16 protein-coding genes, 1 tRNA gene and 2 rRNA genes are annotated in these 18,975 nt (G+C 66.1%); 10 read left to right on the top strand and 9 right to left on the bottom strand.

All coding sequences use genetic code 11. The annotated features are described in order from the left end of the window. Nucleotides 1-342 precede the first annotated feature (342 nt). The 4 genes from rrf (LOC56_RS15120) to LOC56_RS15105 all read left to right on the top strand — a co-directional run bounded on the left by rrf (LOC56_RS15120) (nt 343) and on the right by LOC56_RS15105 (nt 1,806). A 5S ribosomal RNA gene (gene rrf / locus LOC56_RS15120) occupies nt 343-459 on the top strand. Between the two features lie 291 nt (nt 460-750). Next, a 5S ribosomal RNA gene (rrf, locus tag LOC56_RS15115) occupies nt 751-867 on the top strand. 123 nt (nt 868-990) lie between these two features. Next, the gene (locus LOC56_RS15110) at nt 991-1,638 is read left to right on the top strand and encodes a TMEM175 family protein (RefSeq protein WP_229953090.1); all 648 of its coding nucleotides are present in this window, start codon (nt 991-993) and stop codon (nt 1,636-1,638) included. A gap of 80 nt (nt 1,639-1,718) precedes the next feature. Further along, nucleotides 1,719-1,806, top strand: a tRNA-Ser gene (locus LOC56_RS15105). 59 nt (nt 1,807-1,865) lie between these two features. Here LOC56_RS15105 and LOC56_RS15100 read toward each other — a convergent pair. Together LOC56_RS15100 and LOC56_RS15095 are read right to left on the bottom strand one after the other, a co-directional pair. Continuing rightward, nucleotides 1,866-4,334 carry an FtsX-like permease family protein gene (locus tag LOC56_RS15100; RefSeq protein WP_229953089.1) on the bottom strand — a complete coding sequence of 823 codons (2,469 nt, stop codon included), beginning with the start codon at nt 4,332-4,334 and terminating at the stop codon, nt 1,866-1,868. 1 nt (nt 4,335) lies between these two features. After that, nucleotides 4,336-5,091 carry an ABC transporter ATP-binding protein gene (locus LOC56_RS15095; protein WP_229953088.1) on the bottom strand — a complete coding sequence of 252 codons (756 nt, stop codon included), beginning with the start codon at nt 5,089-5,091 and terminating at the stop codon, nt 4,336-4,338. A gap of 160 nt (nt 5,092-5,251) precedes the next feature. Here LOC56_RS15095 and LOC56_RS15090 point away from each other — a divergent pair, with 160 nt between their 5' ends. The 5 genes from LOC56_RS15090 to LOC56_RS15070 all read left to right on the top strand — a co-directional run bounded on the left by LOC56_RS15090 (nt 5,252) and on the right by LOC56_RS15070 (nt 11,076). After that, nucleotides 5,252-6,541: a sensor histidine kinase gene (locus tag LOC56_RS15090; protein WP_229953087.1), complete on the top strand. Its 1,290-nt coding sequence runs from the start codon at nt 5,252-5,254 to the stop codon at nt 6,539-6,541. Beyond that, on the top strand, nt 6,529-7,173 hold the full coding sequence (locus tag LOC56_RS15085) for a response regulator (RefSeq protein ID WP_229953086.1): 645 nt from the start codon (nt 6,529-6,531) through the stop codon (nt 7,171-7,173). The genes LOC56_RS15090 and LOC56_RS15085 overlap by 13 nt, the downstream gene beginning before the upstream one ends. A 128-nt stretch (nt 7,174-7,301) precedes the next feature. Next, nucleotides 7,302-8,141, top strand: coding sequence for an SDR family oxidoreductase (locus LOC56_RS15080; RefSeq protein ID WP_229953085.1), 840 nt, complete (start codon nt 7,302-7,304; stop codon nt 8,139-8,141). A gap of 19 nt (nt 8,142-8,160) precedes the next feature. Continuing rightward, nucleotides 8,161-9,840, top strand: coding sequence for a class I adenylate-forming enzyme family protein (locus LOC56_RS15075; RefSeq protein WP_229953084.1), 1,680 nt, complete (start codon nt 8,161-8,163; stop codon nt 9,838-9,840). Continuing rightward, nucleotides 9,841-11,076, top strand: a complete 1,236-nt coding sequence (locus LOC56_RS15070; RefSeq protein WP_229953083.1) for a beta-ketoacyl-[acyl-carrier-protein] synthase family protein — start codon at nt 9,841-9,843, stop codon at nt 11,074-11,076. A gap of 35 nt (nt 11,077-11,111) precedes the next feature. On the opposite strand, the gene LOC56_RS15065 is transcribed toward LOC56_RS15070, so the two are convergent. Together LOC56_RS15065 and LOC56_RS15060 are read right to left on the bottom strand one after the other, a co-directional pair. Next, nucleotides 11,112-12,176, bottom strand: a complete 1,065-nt coding sequence (locus LOC56_RS15065) for a phosphatase PAP2 family protein (RefSeq protein ID WP_229953082.1) — start codon at nt 12,174-12,176, stop codon at nt 11,112-11,114. A gap of 218 nt (nt 12,177-12,394) precedes the next feature. Next, complete coding sequence (locus LOC56_RS15060) at nt 12,395-13,093, bottom strand: DsbA family protein (protein WP_229953081.1); 699 nt, start codon at nt 13,091-13,093, stop codon at nt 12,395-12,397. Between the two features lie 208 nt (nt 13,094-13,301). Between LOC56_RS15060 and LOC56_RS15055 the strand changes: the two genes are divergently transcribed. After that, complete coding sequence (locus LOC56_RS15055) at nt 13,302-14,195, top strand: LysR family transcriptional regulator (RefSeq protein ID WP_229953080.1); 894 nt, start codon at nt 13,302-13,304, stop codon at nt 14,193-14,195. 17 nt (nt 14,196-14,212) lie between these two features. Here LOC56_RS15055 and LOC56_RS15050 read toward each other — a convergent pair whose 3' ends face one another. The 5 genes from LOC56_RS15050 to LOC56_RS15030 form a co-directional block, all read right to left on the bottom strand. Next, a complete protein-coding gene (locus LOC56_RS15050) occupies nt 14,213-14,806 on the bottom strand; it encodes a GNAT family N-acetyltransferase (RefSeq protein WP_229953079.1) in 594 nt (197 codons plus the stop codon). 2 nt (nt 14,807-14,808) lie between these two features. After that, on the bottom strand, nt 14,809-15,522 hold the full coding sequence (locus LOC56_RS15045) for a VOC family protein (protein ID WP_229953098.1): 714 nt from the start codon (nt 15,520-15,522) through the stop codon (nt 14,809-14,811). Between the two features lie 289 nt (nt 15,523-15,811). After that, nucleotides 15,812-17,575, bottom strand: coding sequence for an HNH endonuclease (locus LOC56_RS15040; protein ID WP_229953078.1), 1,764 nt, complete (start codon nt 17,573-17,575; stop codon nt 15,812-15,814). Between the two features lie 160 nt (nt 17,576-17,735). Beyond that, on the bottom strand, nt 17,736-18,656 hold the full coding sequence (locus tag LOC56_RS15035; RefSeq protein WP_229953077.1) for an oxygenase MpaB family protein: 921 nt from the start codon (nt 18,654-18,656) through the stop codon (nt 17,736-17,738). Nucleotides 18,657-18,762: 106 nt separating this feature from the next. Then, nucleotides 18,763-18,957, bottom strand: coding sequence for a hypothetical protein (locus LOC56_RS15030; RefSeq protein ID WP_229953076.1), 195 nt, complete (start codon nt 18,955-18,957; stop codon nt 18,763-18,765). Nucleotides 18,958-18,975: the final 18 nt, after the last annotated feature.

Genomic DNA, 18,975 nt, shown 5'->3' with positions numbered 1-18,975 from the left:
CCGGATGTGGAAGCGGGGACTAAAGACCCGTGAAGCTGACCGGTACTAATAGGCCGATAACTTACACCACACCAGCACCTGGACGGACACGACTTCAAACGGTCCGTCAAAGTATAAAGGGTGTTGTTAGATCATGCTGCTTGCGTCCACTATGTGGTTCCCGGACAACAACCGTTGGTTGTTGCGCCTGGAACACGAACCCACTATGCCTCCTTGTCCGGGGGCGGGTTCACCAATATTTACCGCACTGCCGGCACCCCCTTCTTCTGGAGGTGGTTTCGGGACGTGTTGTAACCATTGTTTTCCCCTCCCACCCTTTGGGGTGGGTGCGGGTAGAAGGGTTACGGCGGTCATAGCGTGGGGGAAACGCCCGGTCCCATTCCGAACCCGGAAGCTAAGACCCACAGCGCCGATGGTACTGCATCCGGGAGGATGTGGGAGAGTAGGTCACCGCCGGACAATATTTGAAGAGGTTGAGCCCGTACCAGTGTTGGTACGGGCTCTCCTTGTTTAACCCGCCTGTCCAGCCCCCAAAGAACCTGCTGGCTGCCCACCGGCAACGGCCTCGGATGGACCAGGTGAGGCACTGTGTTTATTCAGCACTGTGTTTATTCCGACACCGAAGGACAAGTCCGGTTGGACCGCGGTGGTCATAACCGCCTGGAAGTCGCGGTAAGATTAAGGAGCAGAACCCGAAAGGGCAGTCTGTAACCAAAGATTTCCTGCCGCATTAGCCGGCAGGGCCAGGGTTACGGCGGTCATAGCGTGGGGGAAACGCCCGGTCCCATTCCGAACCCGGAAGCTAAGACCCACAGCGCCGATGGTACTGCATCCGGGAGGATGTGGGAGAGTAGGTCACCGCCGGACATACGTTGGGATAAGGATCCGCACAAGGATGTGCGGGTCCTTATCTGCTTAACTGGACCCTTCCGCCCCGCTTTCAATCAGCCGAGGCTCGACCCCCTGCGAAATGTGCGCAAGCATGGTCCGGTGGCCGGCGAAAACAGCAGCAACCAGGGCTTTGCCCGAGCAAATTCCGGTCCGGACCTGGACCGCACCATGTTCTTCAGCGATGCCGTCTTCGCTATCGCCATGACGCTGCTGGCCGTGGATATCCGGGTACCCCAGGTGCCGGCCAGCGAGCTTGGCGCGGCCGTGGCTGCGCAGCTTCCGGAGTTCGGCGCTTACGTCCTGTCCTTTGTGGTGACCGCCGCCTATTGGCTTAGCCACCACCGGCTCTTCCGGTTGCTGAAGGGATTTACCGGCCGGCTGCAGCAGCTGAACCTGGTGCTGCTGCTGTTCGTCGCCCTGCTGGGGTACGCCACCGACATGCTGGCGTTCTACGGAGACGAGCAGCTCGGCGTCGTGATTTATGCGGCGGCCCTGGGCCTTATCGGCACCGCCAACATGGGGCTGTGGATCTACTGCAGCCGCGTGGGCCTTTTCCGGGACGACGTCGATCCGCGGCTTCCGGCGTTCGCGCAGGTCCGTGCCCCGGTCACCCCAGCGGTTTTTCTGGCCTCGATTCCCATTGCGATCCTATGGAGTCCGCAGGCGGCCACCTGGTCCTGGCTGGGAATTATCGTTATCAATGCCTTGCTCCACGGCCTCGGCCGCAGACGAGCCAGCTCGGCCTAAGCTGCCCGCCAAATGGGTCCGATTCGTTGGTTTGGCCCTGTGTCGGGTAGTCTTATATCTGCTTCTACGGGAGCAAGCCTGGAGGATTCGCCTAGCGGCCTATGGCGCACGCCTGGAACGCGTGTTGGGTTAACGCCCTCGGGGGTTCAAATCCCCCATCCTCCGCCAGGACAAAGAAATACCCCGGTCTTCGGACCGGGGTATTTCTTTTTAACCGGCAGGCTGCATCAAGCCCGCAGCGCGGCACGTGTGGCTACCGCAATGGAGCCCAGGCCGAGCGCCGCCGTCGCACCGGCCAGGCCGAGGTACACGGCCGGGACGATCGTGGGCAGCGGCAGCCCCGAGACACTCACGGCAATCCCCATCAGCGGCGGCAGGGCCAGGACGGTGCCGATGACGACGGCGGCCGCGACTATCAGCAGGGACTCGGCCCCCATCATCCGCCGCAGCTGGGTATCCGACGCACCCAGGGTCCGCAGCAGCAGCATCTCCGGCCGGCGCTTTGCAGTCGCCATCACCAGCGTGTTGACCACGGAGACGGCAAGGTACCCAAGCAGGACAAGCATCGCGATCACCGAAACCCACGAGTCGGCATTCCGCTCCGCGGCTCCCGCCTCCCCGAGTTCCTCCTTATCCAGGAGCGTCAGCCCCAGGCCGCTCACAGCCGAGGCCAGTTCCCCCGGGTCGGTATCGGCCGCCGTGCTGACCAGCAGGTAGTCGTTCAACCCTGTGGTGGTGTGGCTGCGCAGCGTTTCATTCGCCACCGCCACATCCCCGAATCCCAGCCCTCGTTCGTAGGTGGCGACGACGACGGCGGTCGCCTCGGTTCCGTCCCCGTAGTAGAAGTCGAAGTCCTCGCCCACGGCCGTACCGGATTCCCGGGCCAGGTCCACGCTCAGCGCCACGGTGTCGGCGTCCGCCAACCGGTCCAGCGACCCTTCGTTTACGCCCAGGTCCAGGGTTCCGTTCAGGTCCTCAGAGGCCAGGCCCTGAATAGCGTAGGGCTGCACACCGTCTTCCATCCCGGCGAAACCGGCCTTGGCAAGTACTGCGGAACGGGCGACCGGCGAGGTGGATTCCACCCCGGGAAGCTCAGCCACCTGGTCCGCGAGCTCCTCGGACACTCCGGACCCCGGAGCGCTGACCAGATACCCGGCCACCACCCCGTCCCTGGACTGCCGCTCGGCTTCCGTTGCCAGTGTGGTCGGCATAAAGAACTGCACGGACCCAAGTGCAATGGCCAGGGCCAGCGGAATGATTCCCGAGGCCAGGCGCCGCGGGAAAGCGCTGGCATTGGCTTCCGCGAGGGCCAGCGACGCGGAGGGACTGCGGCGGACCAGCGGCCGCACCAGCTTCAAGGCGCCCGTCACCAGCCACGGTCCCAGCAGGCCCGCGCCGATCATCAGGAGCAGGATGCTGGAGGCTGCTGACGCCAGGCCCGCCGTGCCGGGAAGGGCAACCGGTACCAGGGCCGCAACGAGACCGGCAGCCAGCAGGGACAGCCCGGTGATAACGCGTCCGCGGCCCAGCAGGGAGGCCTCCGTCGCGGAGTCCCGCAGGGCAGCCGTCGGCGCCGCGCGGACCGTGCCCCGCGCCGAGACGAGCGAGGCACCCACCGCCGCGGCGATGCTGATGGCTACGGCGGCCAGGGCCGGCAGCGGGCTGTAGGCCAGGACGAAGGTTTCGGGAAGTACGCCGCCGGCCACGAACTGGTTGCCCAGGAACCAGGCCAGCAGGAAACCGGGTGCCGCGCCCAGCACTGCGGCAGCGCTGGAAACCAGCAGGACTTCCCGCATCACGATGCCCAGGGTCTGGTTCGCTCCGGCCCCCACCGCACGCAGCATCGCGAATTCCCGGCGCCGCGCCATGATGGACAGGGAGAGGGTTCCCGCGGTCACAAAAACCGCGGTCATTACGGCCACACCCGCCAGCGAACCGCTGAGCAGCAGCAGCGTGGAGCGGGCGGCGGACCCGCCGAGATTCTCCACGTCTCCACGGCGGTCCCCGGTATACCCGACGACGTCGGCCACCTGCGCCTCGATGTCGGCGGAGAGCTGTTCCGGCCGGACGCCGGATTCGGCGATCACGCCTACGGTGGCCACCCTGTCGCCGTGCGGCCACAGGGCCTGAGCCCCGGCGGTGCTCAGGAAAGCGGCAGGACCGGTGTCCACTCCCGACTCGGGAGCGGCGACGCCGGACACCGTGTACTCGGTTGGCTCCCCGCCGTGGGTGAGGGTGAGCGAGGTTCCCGGAGCTGCCCCGAAGGAGTCATCCACCACCACTTCCGTTGCCCGCTCGGGAGCTTCCCCGGAGGTCAGTGTGTAGGGAGTCAGGGCCGCCGAGTCCCAGGCAGCGGCGGAAACCGCCGTACCGTTGGTGGTGGCCAGGGGAAGCTCGATGCTGCCCACGGCGCGTTCGACGCCGGGGACGGCCGCTATTTCGTCCACCGCGTCGGCGGGAAGCAGGACGCGCTCGGCGAAAGGAGCGTCCATGTCCTCGACCACCGGATGTGCCTGCGGCGCACCTACGACGACGTCGGCCCCCTGCAGGCGCTGCGGGGCAATCCCTCCGCGGGTTCCGGATTCAATGAGGACACCCATCGCGGTGATGAGCGCGGCGCACAGGAACACGGCCACGAAGACCCCGGCGAATCCGCCGCGGTGGTGCCGGATGGATGCTCTGGCAAGAGAAAACATGTTAGCGCTCCCCGAGGTTGGCCATGTGTTCGCTGACGTCGTGGGCGGTGGCACCGGTCATGCTGCCGTCGAAGCGCCCGTCCGCAAGGAAAATGACGGTGTCCGCGTGCCCGGCCGACACCGGGTCGTGGGTCACCATAATCACCGTCTGTCCCAGCACGGAAACGGTATGCCGCAGCAGATCCAGCACCTGGCGTGCAGTGCCGGAGTCCAGGGCGCCGGTGGGTTCGTCCGCAAAGACGGCGTCCGGGCGGGTGATCAGCGCCCGGGCGATGGCTGCCCGCTGCTGCTGCCCGCCGGAGAGCTCCTGCGGCTTCCGCTCACCCAGGCCGGACAGTCCGACGGCTTCCAGCACGTAGTCCAGCCAGACCTTGTCCGTTCCTCGTCCGGCCAGGAGCAGCGGCAGCGTCACGTTCCGCGCGACGGTCAGCTGGGGGAGCAGGTTGTAGGACTGGAACACAAAACCAACGTGGTCCCGGCGGAAGCGGGTCAGGGCCTTGCTGTGGAGCTTCGAGATTTCGGTGGTGCCCAGCAGCACCCGTCCGCTGTCAGGGGCGTCCAGTCCTGCCGCGCACTGCAGCAGCGTGCTTTTGCCGGAACCCGAAGGTCCCATGATGGCGGTGAAGGTGCCGGCCGGAACCGCCAGGGACACATCACGCAGGGCGGGCACGGTGGTGTTGCCGGATCGGTAGCTCTTGGACACGCCCTGCAGCTGCAGGGCTGCGGGGCCGGAGAATTCGGAAGCGGAGGAGAACATCGGGTCATCCTTTGGTCGAAGGTGGGGGTAAGTGAGGTGAGCTGAGTGCTGACTTCGACGCTACGGATTCCGGAAACGCGATCCGATACAGCCAATAGCCCGGTTTGGGGTATAGCTGGCTATACCGACAGCACGAAGGGGGTCGGGCATAATTCATCGGGTGACACTTCCCAGCCGCGCCAAGACCCGTCTCCGGGATGCGGCCTTCCTTGTGCGCGAGGGCTGGTACTGGCTGGCGTCCCTGACCGTTCTGGTAGCCGGTATTGGGCTGCTTCCCTTCGTGGCGCTGGGGGTGGGCCTGTACGCGGTTCCTACCCTCCTGGACGTCCTGAACCGTTTGGCCGCCCGGGCTCAGGGCCGTTCGGCGGCGTTCTCTTCCGCCGTCATTCCCTTTGACCGGCGCCGTCTCTCCGGCAGGTATTCGTTTGCCGAGTTGGCCGCCCTGCTGAGCGCTCCGGAAACGAAGCGGGACCTGTCCTGGCTGCTCTTCCACTGCGCATTTGCCGTACTGGCTGCGGCGCTGGCCCTCGCGCTCCCCTTCGGTGCCGTGCTCTATGTAACGGCGGCGCCCCTGTGGCAGCTTTTCCCGCCGGACGCGCCGCTGGAACTGACCATCTTCGTCCGGAACTGGGGCGATGCCCTCCTGATGATGCTGCTGGGACTCGTATACGCCGCCGGGGCATGGGTGCTGCTGCCCTGGCTGGCACGTCGGTTCAGTGCGGCGACCCTGGGGATCCTTTCCCCGCGCCGATATGCGGACCTGGCCCGCCGCATTTCCGACCTCTCGGCGGCCCGGGCCAGCGCCCTCGCCGCCCATGCCGCGGAACTGCGTCGGATTGAACGCGAACTGCACGACGGCGCGCAAAACCGGCTGGTCGGCGTCGTGATGATGCTGGGGCTGGCCCAGCGTGCGGCCGAAACCGACCCGGCGGCCGCCGTACCGTTCATCGGGCGGGCACAGGATGCCGCGTCCGAAGCGCTCGCCGGGCTGCGCGCCGCGGTGCACGATATTTATCCGCCGGTCCTGGACGAACTCGGCCTGGGCGGTGCGGCCTCGGCCCTGACCAGCCGCTCGCCCATACCCACCTCCCTGGAGGCGGACGGCCTGCTGCGTGCCCCGGCAGCAGTGGAATCGGCAGCGTATTTTGTCCTCGCCGAAGCCCTGACCAACGCCGCGAAACACTCCGGCGCCTCCCGGATCGACGTGGTCCTCCGCACCGAATCAACGGCACGGGAGGATGTTTTGGTGATCCTGGTAAACGACGACGGCCGAGGCGGCGCGACGGTGTCCCCGACCGCCGGCGCGCAGGCTACTGACGACGCCAACGGCTCCGGCACCGGTCTGGCCGGGATTGCCCGGCGTGCAGCCGCCTTTGGGGGCAGGCTGGTGCTGAACAGCCCCGACGGCGGACCGACGAACCTGAGAGTGGAGCTGCCATGCGCCTTCTGATTGCCGAAGATGATGCCCTGCTGCGGGCCGGGCTGGAGCTGCTGCTTCGAGGTGAAGGCTTCGATGTGGTGGGCTCGTGGGACAACGCCGATGACCTGCTCGCGGCCTTCGAACCCGGCAGCGCCGACGGCGCCGTGCTGGACGTCCGGATGCCGCCGACCTTCACGAACGAGGGGCTGCGGGCCGCCCTGGAACTGAGGTCCCGGGTCCCTGATTTCCCGGTGCTGGTCCTCTCCGCCTATGTGGAAGACCGGTACGCCAGCCGCCTGCTGGCCTCCGGTGCCCAGGGTGTGGGCTACCTGCTGAAGGAGCGGGTGGGCAACGTCGGCGAATTCGTGGACGGACTGCGGCGCGTGGCTGCGGGCGGCACCGTCATGGATCCGGAGGTCATCGCCCAGCTGTTCAGCCGGCGCAGCAACCAGGACCCCATCCGGTCGCTGACCCCTCGCGAGTTCGAAGTGCTGGGGCTGGTGGCCGAAGGGCTGGGCAACACCGCCATTGCCTCCACCATTTCCGTCTCGGAAACCGCGGTCAGCAAACACATCGGCAACATTTTCGCGAAGCTCGGGCTGGCCCAGTCGGACAGCGGCCACCGCAGGGTGCTGGCGACTCTCGCGTACCTCCGCTCCTAACCGGCGGGTCCCGGGGTACGTAGCCGGGCCGGGCACTCGCGTAGCGCAGGTTTCGTTGCGGGTCTTGTTTCCCGGACGGCACCGGTGACAAGGTGTGATGCACTACAGCCGGGCGCAGGAGGACACACGTGGGACATGGCGGCGGAAAGGTAGCGCTGATCACCGGTGCTTCGCGCGGAATCGGCCGGCGCACGGCCGAGCGGCTCGCCGCGCAGGGGACCGCCGTCGTCGTCAGTTACCGCCGGAATGCCGAGCTGGCCAAGGAAGTGGTCACCCGGCTGCAGGAACTCGGCGGCAGCGGCATAGCGGTGCAGGCGGACGTGGAGAACCCCGAAGACATTGTCCGGCTCTTCGACGCCGCGGCGGACGAATACGGCCGGCTGGACTACTTCATCAACAACGCCGCCGCTGCTGCCTTCAAGAACGTGGTGGACCTGAAAACCCATCACCTGGACCGTGCGTACGCGGTGAACGTGCGGCCGTTTGTCCTCGGCGCACAGGAGGCAGTGAAACTGATGGACGACGGCGGCCGGATAGTCGCGCTCACCAGTTACGGCAGTACCCGGGCCTTCCCGACCTATGCCGCCCTCGGCTCCTACAAGGCCGCGGTGGAGTCCTTCGTCCGGTTCATGGCCGTGGAATTCGGTCCCTACGGCATCAACGTCAACGCGGTGAACGGCGGGCTGGTCGATTCCGACTCGCTGGACTACTTCTACTCCATGGACGGGATGGCGCCGATGGACAGCGTGATCTCCCGCCTCCCCAAACGCCGGCCCGGCACCGTGGATGAAATGGCCGCCGCGGTCGAGTTCCTGCTCTCCCCGGGCGCCGAGTACATCACCGGCCAGGTCCTGGCGGTCGACGGCGGACTCTCGGTCATCGCCCCGCCGTTCCATTCCGACGCGTCCGGCCCGCCGGTCGCCCTGCCGGACCGGCCCAGCCGGCCCACCCGGGGCGGCAGCCGGTAAGAACTGAAAGGAAGCACCAGTGAGCTACGATCCCGCCCGCTACCGGAACTATTTCGAACACTCCCTGACCTACGCGGCCGGCTTCTCGCGCAATGTCGCCCGGTACGCGGACCGCGTTGCCCTCACCGATCCGCCGACCGGCCGGGAATGGACCTACGCCCAGCTGGGCGAGGCCGTGAACTCCGTAGCGCGTGCCCTGGCCGAGCGCGGCGTGGGGCGCGGAGACCGGGTGCTGTACCAGCTCTACAACGGCATCGAGTTCGCGCTGCTGTATCTGGCGACCCAGCGCCTGGGTGCGGTCAGCGTGCCGGTGAATTACCGGCTGGCGCCTGCGGAGACCGCGCACATCCTGCGGGACAGCGATCCGGCGGTGTTCATTGTCGACGCCGAGCATACCGAAACGGCTACGCAGGCGCTGGAGCTTGCCGGGGTATCGCCGGTGGTCCTGGTGGCGGGCGGCAGCGAGGCCGGACACTGGGGGATGGGATCGGGGCAGCTGGGGCAGGACTTCGACGCCGCCGTCGACGCCGCGTCCGGGGACCTGCCGGACCTCCCCGCGGACTTCTCCACCTTTGAGGAAAGTACCCGCTTCTACACCTCGGGCACCACGGGTATGCCGAAGGGGGTGCCGCTGCCGTCCATCGCCGAGCTGATGAGCGCCCACGACGTCATCATGCATTTTCCCCTCAGTCCGTCCGACCGCACCCTGAACATGACCCCTTGGTTCCACCGCGGCGGCCTGCACTCGGGCGGGCCCAACCCGGTGTTCTACATCGGAGGGTCCGTGGTGCCGCTGCGCAGCTTTAACCCGGCAACGGTGCTGGACTGGGTGGGGGAGCAGGGGCTGACGTACCTGATCGGCGCGCCGACCACGCTGGAGATGATCGCCGTCGAGCAGGAAAAGAACCCGCGGAACCTGGAGACGCTGCGCGGCATCGTGACCATGGGCGCACCGCTGGACCGCGCCGCCGCCATCCGGTACCAGGAGCTGCTTACGCCGCGGATCTTCAACGGTTACGGGACCACCGAGGGCTTCTGGAACACCTTCCTGCGGCCCGAGGACCTCCCTGCCCATGCCGGCAGTGCCGGGCGCGCGTGCACGGACGACGACGTCGCCGTCGTCCGCGTGTTTGAAGGCCGCCGAGGGCAGCCGCACGAACTGGCCGCCCGGGACGGCAGCGAAATAGGCGAGGTGATCATGCGCTCGCCGAAATCCGGGTTCAGCTATGCCAACCTGCCGCAGGTCGAGGAGGAGAAGTTCCACGACGGGTGGCTTTATCCCGGGGACATGGCCACCTGGGACGCCGAAGGCTACCTCACCATCATGGGGCGCACTGATGACATGATCATTTCCGGCGGCGAGAACATCCATCCGGTGCAGGTGGAAGCCGCGCTCGCGGACCACCCCGGCGTCCTCGAGTCGGTGGTGGTGGGAGTGCCGGATGACCGGTGGGGCCAGCGCGTGGTGGCGTACGTGGTGCGCCGGGACGCGGAGCTCGACGCCGACGGGCTGGATGCGTTCTGCCTGGCGCATCCCGGGCTGGCCGATTTCAAGCGGCCCCGGGGTTACCGCTTTGTCGACGAAGTGCCGATGACTGCCACCGGAAAGAAGATGCATTACAAGGTGGCGGATTCCGCGGCGCAGGACTGGCTGGACGGCCGGATGCATGTGCCGGCGCCGGTCCGGAAGGCGGACTAGATGGACGAGCGCGTGGTCATCACCGGGATGGGGGCGGTGACGCCGCTCGGCGGTACCTGGGGCGAAACCTGGGCGGGATTGAAGGACGGACGCAGCGGCATCGACAAGATCACCGCCTTCGATGCCTCCGGGTTCCCCACCCGGATTGCCGGGGAAGTGAAGAACTTTGATCCGGCGCAGTACCTGCCGGTCAAGCGGCTGCGGCGGTCCTCGCGGGCTTCCCACCTGGCAGTGGCGGCCTCACGCGAGGCGGTGGCCGACGCCGGACTGGGAGTCACGCTGGAAGACGCCGACGCGGCGGTGATCATCAACAGTGCTGTCTCCGGGTATCCGGAAATCCAGTCCGCCACGGAAATCTTCCACCGTGACGGGCTGCGCCCCATCAGTCCCAGCTTCGTGGCGTCGTCGTTGACGAACATGCCGGCCTGCGAAGTGGCCATCGATTTGGCGGTCCATGGCCCGGTGAACGCCAGCGCCCTGGCGTGTGCCAGCGGCACCCAGGCACTGCTCGAAGCACGCCGCACCCTGCTGGCCGGCGATGCTGACGTGGTGGTGGCCGGCGGAACCGACGCGGCCATCACCTCAGTGATGTTCGCCGGGCTCAGCGCCATGCGCGGGCTGTCCCGGAACAACGATTCACCGCAGGAAGCCAGCCGTCCCTTCGATGCGGACCGGGACGGTTTTGTCTTTGCCGAAGGAGCGGTGGTGTGCGTGCTGGAACTGCTCAGCCATGCCCGTGCCCGCGGTGCCGAGGTGTATGCGGAGCTGCTGGGTGGGGCACTGACGTCGGACGCGTTCCACATTGTCGCTCCGGACCCCGGCGGACAGTATGCGGCCCAAGCCATCTGCCGCACCCTGGACCGGTCCCGCCTGAATCCGGAGGACGTGCACCTGATCTGTGCCCACGGAACCTCCACCCAGGCCAATGACCGGACCGAAACCAGAGCCCTGCACACCGCCTTCGGCGAGCACGCGCCGTCGCTTGCGGTCACGGCACCCAAGTCCATGACCGGACATCTCATCGGCGCTGCGGGCACTCTCGGATCCCTGGTCAGCGTCATGGCTATCCGAGAGGGCGTCATCCCGCCCACCCTGAACTACGTCACACCGGATCCGGAGTGCGACCTCGACTACGTCCCTGGATCGGCCCGCGAAGCTTCCGTCCGCTATGCGCTTACCAACGCGTTCGGTTTCGGCGGCCAAAACGCGGTGGCGGCTTTCGGTCCTGTGACCTGACGTTCCGGACACCGGAAGGGGTCGACTGGATCTACCTACCGCACGGCCGAGGCAAGCTCCGGTTCGACGTCGGGCGTTGCTTCCTTCTCTGCCCGTCCGGCCCCCACAGCCTTCGCGGCCAGCCACACGGACACGGCGCCGAGGGCAAGTCCTGCGACCACGTCCAGGACGTAGTGCCAGCCGAAGTAGACCGTAGCCAGGGTCGTCAGGACCACGTAGATCCACATAATCCATTGCGCCGCCTTGGGCAGGCGGGTCAGGTGCGCCACCAGCGCTGCAGTGAAGACGATGGATGTGTGCAGGGACGCGAAGGCCGCAATGCCGTGCACGTTGTCCGTGGCAAACGGATCAGCCAGCACCTCGATCCGGTTCTCATACAGGCTGTCCTGCAGGCCCGAGACTGCGGTTTCCGGCAGGTCGGCAAAGGGGGCGGCGTCGTAGTAGACCGGGCCCATGGACGGCAGGGCGTAGTAGCTGACCGTGCCGAGGATCCAGTTGAAGGACAGGGCCGTGGCGTACCAGGCGCCGCGCTGCAGGTTGTTGGACCACACCAGCGCCGCGGCGAGGGAGACCGGAACGAAAACCATAAAAAGCATGTAGACGCCGGAGAGCAGATCCGCGCTGAAACCGGTACCCAGCAGGTTATGCAGGACATCGCCGGGATAGTTTCCGCCGGCCAGCCATTTGTCCGAGTCCTCCAGCAAGGGGTCCGTCAGGTGTTCCTGCAGGAAGGGCAGGAAGCTCTTGAGGTTCCGGTAGGACATGTACGCCAAGTAGAAGGTGATCAGTCCCGCCACGGCCACGGCCAGGCGGGGTCCGGACCAGCGCGTCCGCAGCACATGGGACGTGGCGGCTCCCGCGCCGCCCAGCTCGCGGCGTCGAGCGAGTACCCGGGGCACGACGTCGGCGGCGATCATCAGGAGCACAATCAGCGGCAGGCGGATGTAGCTGGGGCCGAGGAAGCCGTCAGGATCACGGATGGGAAGGTCGCCCCATGCGGCCGTAGCGACCATCAACAGGGTGAAGGCCACGGAGATGGTCAGGGGGACGCCGAAGAGGCGGCGCCAGGCAGGGCGGACGGAGCCGGCTTCGATAGTCATGAGATATTTTTATCCCACAATTGTCATAAACCTGTTATCGAGGGACCTCCACCCTCAGTATGCTTTCGATCACGCTGGCGGCCTGTTTCCGCCGTCCTCATGGCCGGAAGCCTGGCCGGAAGCCGGAGCTGGTCGCTGCCCGCTGGCATCCGGCGGTAGGCCGGACCGCTGCCGCTGGGCGGGCAGTCCGGCCTGTTCCCCGGTGCGGGATGCAGTCCTTACTTGTTCAGGGCCGCGTCCAGCTGTTCCTGGATGGCGCCGTAGTCAACGGAGTCCAGCTCCAGCATCTCGTTATCGAGGATCAGCGAAGGGGTGCCGCGAAGCTGGAGGTCCTGGGCGTCCTCCAGGTCCCGGGCCACCCGGTCCTTAATGGCGTCCGACTTGTAGTCGGCCTGGAACTTCTCCGTGTCCAGACCCAGGTCCTCCGCGTAGGAGAGGAAGATGTCGTCGGCCTCCTCCGTGCTCAGGGCCTTCCAGTCCTCCTGGTGCTCGAAGACGGACGCAGCCATCTCCTCCAGGGCGCCCTGTTCTGCTGCGGCTTCCACGGCGCGGGCAGCCGGCGCTGCGTTCTGATGCTTGGGCAGGGGGTAGTTCCGCACGAGGATGCGGACTTCATCCCCGTAGTCGTCTTTGGCCTGCTGGATCAGCGTGTCCATCTGAGCGCAGTAGGGGCACTGGTAGTCGGTAAACAGCACCAGGGTGGCTTTGGGGTCTGCGGGGTCGGTGATTGCCCTTGCATCCGCAGGAGCCACCTGGTCCATGCGGTCAGCCGGGATGGAAGTTTCCGCCGACGGGCTGGCCGATGCTTCTGCCGTGGCGGAGCCTCCCGACGATTCGGAATCCGACGCCGCACAGGAAACCAAGGTGCCGACTGCGAGCAGCCAGGCAATCAGCAGGGCGAGGATGCTCTTGCGCATAGTTCCTTCCAGTGAAGTATCAGGGTTCGCGGTTCGCGGTTCGGCGCGCTCTGCGGGCCTCCGACGGCGGCATCCGCCCGTAAGGCGATGTCCGTCACGGGGCGATATCCACCCGTGAGGCCCAGGCTGCGCCCACTATTTTCGATGCTCCCACCGGATCGGACCGTCCGGTAGCCTGCAATCCAGCATGGGTTTATATGCTTTTGATATGGCTCATGCGTGGCCGAACCTTCAGGTGCTGGAACTGTTCGTTGCCGTGGTGGACGAGGGCAGCGTGGCTTCCGGGGCGCGGAAACTGGGTATGGCCCAGTCCAATGCGAGCCGGTCTATTGCCGAGCTGGAAGCGGATCTGAAGACTCCTCTGCTTGAACGCAGCCCGCGCGGTTCGGCGCCTACGGCGGCGGGACTCCTGCTGGCGGACTCGGCCCGGGAACTGTTGGAGGCGGCGCGGCGCTTCAACAGTGTGGTGCGTTCCGGCCGAAGCGGCGAGACGATGGAACTCCGTGTGGGTGCCAGTCACACCATCGCAGACATGCTGTTGCCGGCCTGGCTTGCCGAGCTGAAGCGCCGGCTGCCGGAGGCCCGCATTGATGTGCGGGTGGAGAACTCGGCGCAGGTCATCGAGGAGGTGCAGCGGGGCACCCTCCAGCTGGGGTTTGTGGAGACTCCGAATCTGCCGGTGCGGCTGAATGCCCTGGTGGTCCGTGAGGACGAGCTGGTGGTGGTTGTTGGTCCGGATCACGAATGGGCCAACCGGACCCGGATCGGTTTGCAGGAACTGGCGGAAACACCTCTGGTTGTTCGGGAGCCCGGGTCTGGTACCCGCGAAGCGCTGCAGGAAGTCCTTTCCGGGTACGACGTCGTAGAGCCGGCCCAGGTACTCAGCAGCAATGCTGCGGTGCGGGTTGCTGTTGCTGCCGGAGCCGGACCTGCTGTGTTGAGTGAGCTGGTGGTCCGCGACCAGCTTGCCAGCGGGGAGCTGCTGCGGGTTCCTTTCGAAGGTGAGGGAATCAGCCGACCCCTGACTGCCATCTGGTCCGGTCCGCGTCGGTTGACCGGAGTCGCGGCCGCACTGGTGGCCGTGGCTGCCGGTCGAACATAGGTTCAATCCGGCTAGGTTCAATCCGGCATCAGCCGCAGGGCCGGTCGAATGGTCTTACGCATCACTGTCTTGTTCTTGCCGATGTGGCGCTCGAACGTGAATCCCGCCTTCTCGAACATGGCCCGTGTGCCGTTGTGAAGGAATGAGGACGATGTTCGCTTGCCCGGGGTGAGTTCGTTGGGGAATGAGACCACCTCGCCTCCGCCTGCCTGTGCGATCAGTTCGAGCGCACCGTCCAGTGCCTCCCGAGCCACGCCGGAACGTCGATGGTCGCGGTCGACGAAGAAGCAGGTGATGCGCCACGGCGCCGGCTGGGTCTCGCCGGCGTCGTACTGCTTGCGGTGGTAGATCCCCGGCAGCTCGAGCGGACTGCCGTACTGGCACCATGCAATTGCGTCGTCGCCGTCGAAAACGAGTGCGGCGTGTGCTGCGCCTTCCGCCACGAGTCGCTGCTTGAAGGTCGGCCCGTCGTACTCGCTTTTGACGGTGCCCTCGGTGTCTCCGTGGAAATACGAGCAATAGCACCCGCCCCAGACCCCGTTGTGCTTCTGTGCGAGTGCAAGCCACGCCGGAAACGTTGCCGGAGTAAGCGGCTGGATTACATGCGGCATGGTCAAGATTCAGCCTTCGTTGCCGGCGTCTCGGCAACGCACAGGACCGCTCTATTGCCGTCCTGGTCCGCAATCACAGTGAGTGACGGTGAACCGCTGTCATCCACGACGGTTCCCCCTGCAGCGACTGCAGCGATGATTCGCTGCTCGGCCGCCTCGGGCGCCACATAGACCTCGATGTGGAACCGTTGATTCGGGGCCTTGAGCTCGTCCGCGTCTCCGAACCACAGGTTTGGTATCCGCCCCGTGGCATCCCGGATCTCGTCGCTGGGCGACCCGTGCCCCTGCGCGTCCGCGTTGCCTGTCAGCAGGGCTGCCCACACCGGGGCGATCGTTGCTGAGCGGGCCGTGTCGAGGCCGAGTTCGAGGACGCTGACCGAGGCCGGGTCGGCGTCGAGCTGGTGGTCGGCGGCGATCTCGGTGATCAGCCTCGCGAGGTCGACATCCTGCTGGGTGACCCACTCGACGACGTGTTCGACGCCTTCACCGGCGCGGTAGATGGCGTCAGCGCTGACCAATTTGAGGTCGACGTACCCGGTGCCGATCGACACGCTCGGGTGGTGTCCTAGCGTATCGCCCGCCTCGCCTACCGCTGTTACGAACCGTGCGCCGGTGCCGAAGTCATCGACCAGGTAGCGGGCGTGCAGTCCTTGGGCCAACTTGCGCCAGTCGGTCAGCTTGGCCTCGGCGATCGCCTCACCCGACAGCATGTCCATGTTCCGACGCCCGATCTGGGATTCAGCTGCGGCGTTTGAGCTCGTCATTTTTGAGTGCCTCCTGTACGTGTGCGAACAGTAAATCCGACGTCGAAGGCATCTACAAGGAAAATCAGCCTCCGGTTCATTGGGAGAGTTCCAGCCCTCTTACAGCGAAGGTGCCCGCCTTACCGCGAAGGAGCCCGCCTTACTGCGGAGGTGCCCGCACGACGACGGAGATCACGGAGGTGTTCACGCCGCAGGCTCTGCGGTGCACGTTCAAGTTGTCCCGGCACGGGCCGGGGCCTGCTTAGAACGGCGGTGCCTGTTCCTGCGGCGCCGATTCGTGCAGAGGTTCCCTCAGCTCATGCTCTGCTCGTAGCTCCGGCACCGCATCCGGTGGCCCCAGTTCCAAGAAGGGCTCGGTGCGGTAAGTACGTCCGGTCGGCGAAGTCCACTCGATTACTCCGGGTTCGGGCTGGCGCGCTTTCCAGAAACCCAGGGTCTTGAACCGGTGGTGCCGCCGGCAGAGGTGTTCCAGGTTCCCGTGGTCGGTCGGACCGCCGCGTGCCCAGTCGACCGTGTGGTCAATGTCCGCGTTCGCGGTGCTGACCCGGCAACCGGGGAACCTACAGGTTCCGTCCCTTGCGCGGAGCCAGCGTCTGAGGCCTGCCGGGACTTTTCGACGCCGTCCTACGCCGAGGATTTCTCCTGTCTGCGGGTTTTGGGCGAGTCCAGTCCAGCCGAGGGCATTGCGGGCCAGCCTCCGGGCTGCTTCTGCGCTGATGGGTCCGTAGCCGTGCAGTTCGGCGGACTGGTCGTTGGCGCCGAAGAGGGTTTCGGCGTTGATCAGGACCATGATTTCCGCCCGCGGGACAATCCCTTCGTCTGGTCCAGACTCGTCTCCGAGGCGCTCACCGCCGGAAAACCCCACGCCGCTGTCGTTCCCGGTGACTACTCCTGGGTGTTTGGACCCGCCGTCTTGCTCGCTGTCGTGCCCACTTCCGCCATCGTGCCTACCTCCGCCGTTGGTTCCGGTCCCGCGCCGGGTTCCGGTCGCGGCGAAAAGTCTGCCGCCCATCAGCAGCTGCGCGAGAATGTCTGCGCGCAGTTGGTCCGTGGTCCGGGAATCCCCGGCTGCTTGTTCGCCACGTGCCGCGGTACTCAGGGCCGTGTAAATCTGCTGCGCTTCCGCCGCACGCAGGTGGGCGGACAGGCAGGACATGCCGTCCTCTTCCCGGTCGAGAGTGACCTTGCGCTGCTCGAACGCGGACTGGTGTTGTTTGCTGACAGTGTCCGGAAACTTCCTTTCACGCAGCCGCCTGGCCTTGTAGGAGAACTGGGCCCGGGTCTGGCCCTCCGCAGCTGCCAGTAGGTCGGCTTCAAACCCGGGCAGTTTCGCCGCCGGCACGTTTTGGCACTGGTCCAGTACCACCTGCGCGTGCTGGTAACTCAGCTGTCCTTCTTCCAAGGCGGTCAGGGTGGCGGTATGGGTGCTGCACAGGTTGAGTGCCTCGCTCATCATGCGCTGGGCGGTGACCTGCGGAATGTTCAAAATGGCGGCGCACTCGGACGCTGCCAGGCTGAACGCCATCCCGGGTTCGTCCCGCCCCGAAGCGGCGTGGAAGCTGTCCCGGAAGATCTCCTGCATCCGGACCATCAAACGTGCCTCCAATGCCTGCACCCAGGACATCAAATGCGCCATCCGGGACAGGGCATCGCCCACCATGTGCTCATCGAAGGCTTCAAGGTTCTGCAGCGCCAGTGTCCCGGTAAAGCCGTCCGGATAGGCAGGGCTTCCGACAGGAGTGGAACCATCGGCGGCAGGCTCAGCAGGCTCAGCTGGCCCGGCAGGCTCTGCAGGTGCGGCCTCGGCGTCGTTCTCTGGAGTGTCAGCAGAAGTAGAGGTATCCGCGTCAGCGGCGTAGGCAGGCTCAGCGGCAAGTTCCGCCCGGTAAACCGACACGGTGCAGGGCGGGCGCGGCGGCTCGGCCCCGCCAGCCTGCCCATCCGGCTGCTGGTTCTCACTGCCTGGCTCTTCGGTTATCCGTTCGGTGTTTCCGAGCTGATCCATACCTCAGGATTTCATCCGGCACTGACATTCCAGGCCCAAAAACAGGCCGAAAACGGAGCTCGGGGAAACCTCAAATACCCGTCTTTCGAACGCAATTACCTGCTGGCACACCGACGGCCGGCAGGCCGACCGCACGGCAGCTCGGACTGCCCGGCAGACCCTACTGCACGGCGGAAAGCCGCCCAATCCGCTTGCGCGCCGAACGTTCGCTGGGCCCCTGCGGACCGAGCCCGAACCGGATAACACCCAAAACAAGTTTCACGGGAAACTTCATCGGCACCGGAACCGGACCCAAGTGCGGAGCCCGCAGCCCCAACAGCTCCCGATGCTTCGGCTCCAGGCTGGCTACAGCGCCGGCAAACAGCACCCGATACCCGAACCGCTGGCTTCCTGGCAGGGGAGGACGGCGGAGGAACCCCAGCGCCTCCCGCACGTAGTCGCTGTTGCGCAGCTGGGTATCGTAGCCGGCCATCTGCTTGCGCAGTTCGGCTTCGGAACGCGGCGGATCCGGAATGCCCATCAGCTCCCCGGCCACCGCCCACTCCGCCACATAGGCATCGGCCCCGCCCGGAATCGGACCGCCGTAGCGCTGGTGCGAGGACAGGAATGCGTCGGTGAAGGCCAGATGGACCCAGCGGGCAATCTCGGGATCGTTGGCAGAATACGGCTGCACCTTGCCGTCGGCGTCAACGTACGTACCGTGCACTCGTTCATGCAGCCGCAGCACCCAGTCCGAGCCGGACTTCGCAGCGGCCGTGTCTCCGTATGTGACGGTGAAGATCCACCGGATGGTCCCGGCAAGCCGGCCCAGCGGATCCGACCGATAATCGGAGAAATCATGCACCCCGGCCATCGCTCCGGGATGCAGCGCCTGGAGCAGCAGGGCCCGGATACCGGCGATGACGGGCGTCATGGACCCGTGCACCGCCCAGACCGCGGAGTCCGGACCGAAGTGTCCGACGTCGTCGCCCTTTGCCAGCTCAAGCTCCCACTGCGGAATCTCGGCGGCGTTGTTGCTGAACGTGCCGATCAGCTGGCGGCGCCACGACGCGATCGACCGGGGAGGAGAAAAGACGCTCATCTTCCCCAGTGTCCATCCGTCCGGATCGCTTGCCTAGTGCCCCTAGCGCCCCTAGTGCCTGGTGCCCCTTGTGACCGCTGGGTGGTCGGTACTGCCGGCCCGCAGGCTACGGGCGCGAGCCGTAATCCGGTCCTTCGTCACGCTGGTGCCGCTGGAAGGCCAGTACCGGGGCCGCTGCGAAGAACAGCAGCGCAGCGAGCCACAGAATGCCCGCAATGTTCCCCAGCGGCCCTAACGTGGCAAGAAGAATGCAGGCAACGCCGGCTAGCATCACGGCGGTTACCGCGTACTTGTCTTTCATGTCATTACCTTTCATACA

This window comes from Arthrobacter sp. zg-Y179 (assembly GCF_020907345.1).
Classification (GTDB): Bacteria; Actinomycetota; Actinomycetes; order Actinomycetales; family Micrococcaceae; genus Arthrobacter_B; species Arthrobacter_B jinronghuae.
The sequence above is the reverse complement of the archived record's forward strand: the minus strand, read 5'-3'. Positions and strand labels throughout refer to the sequence as shown.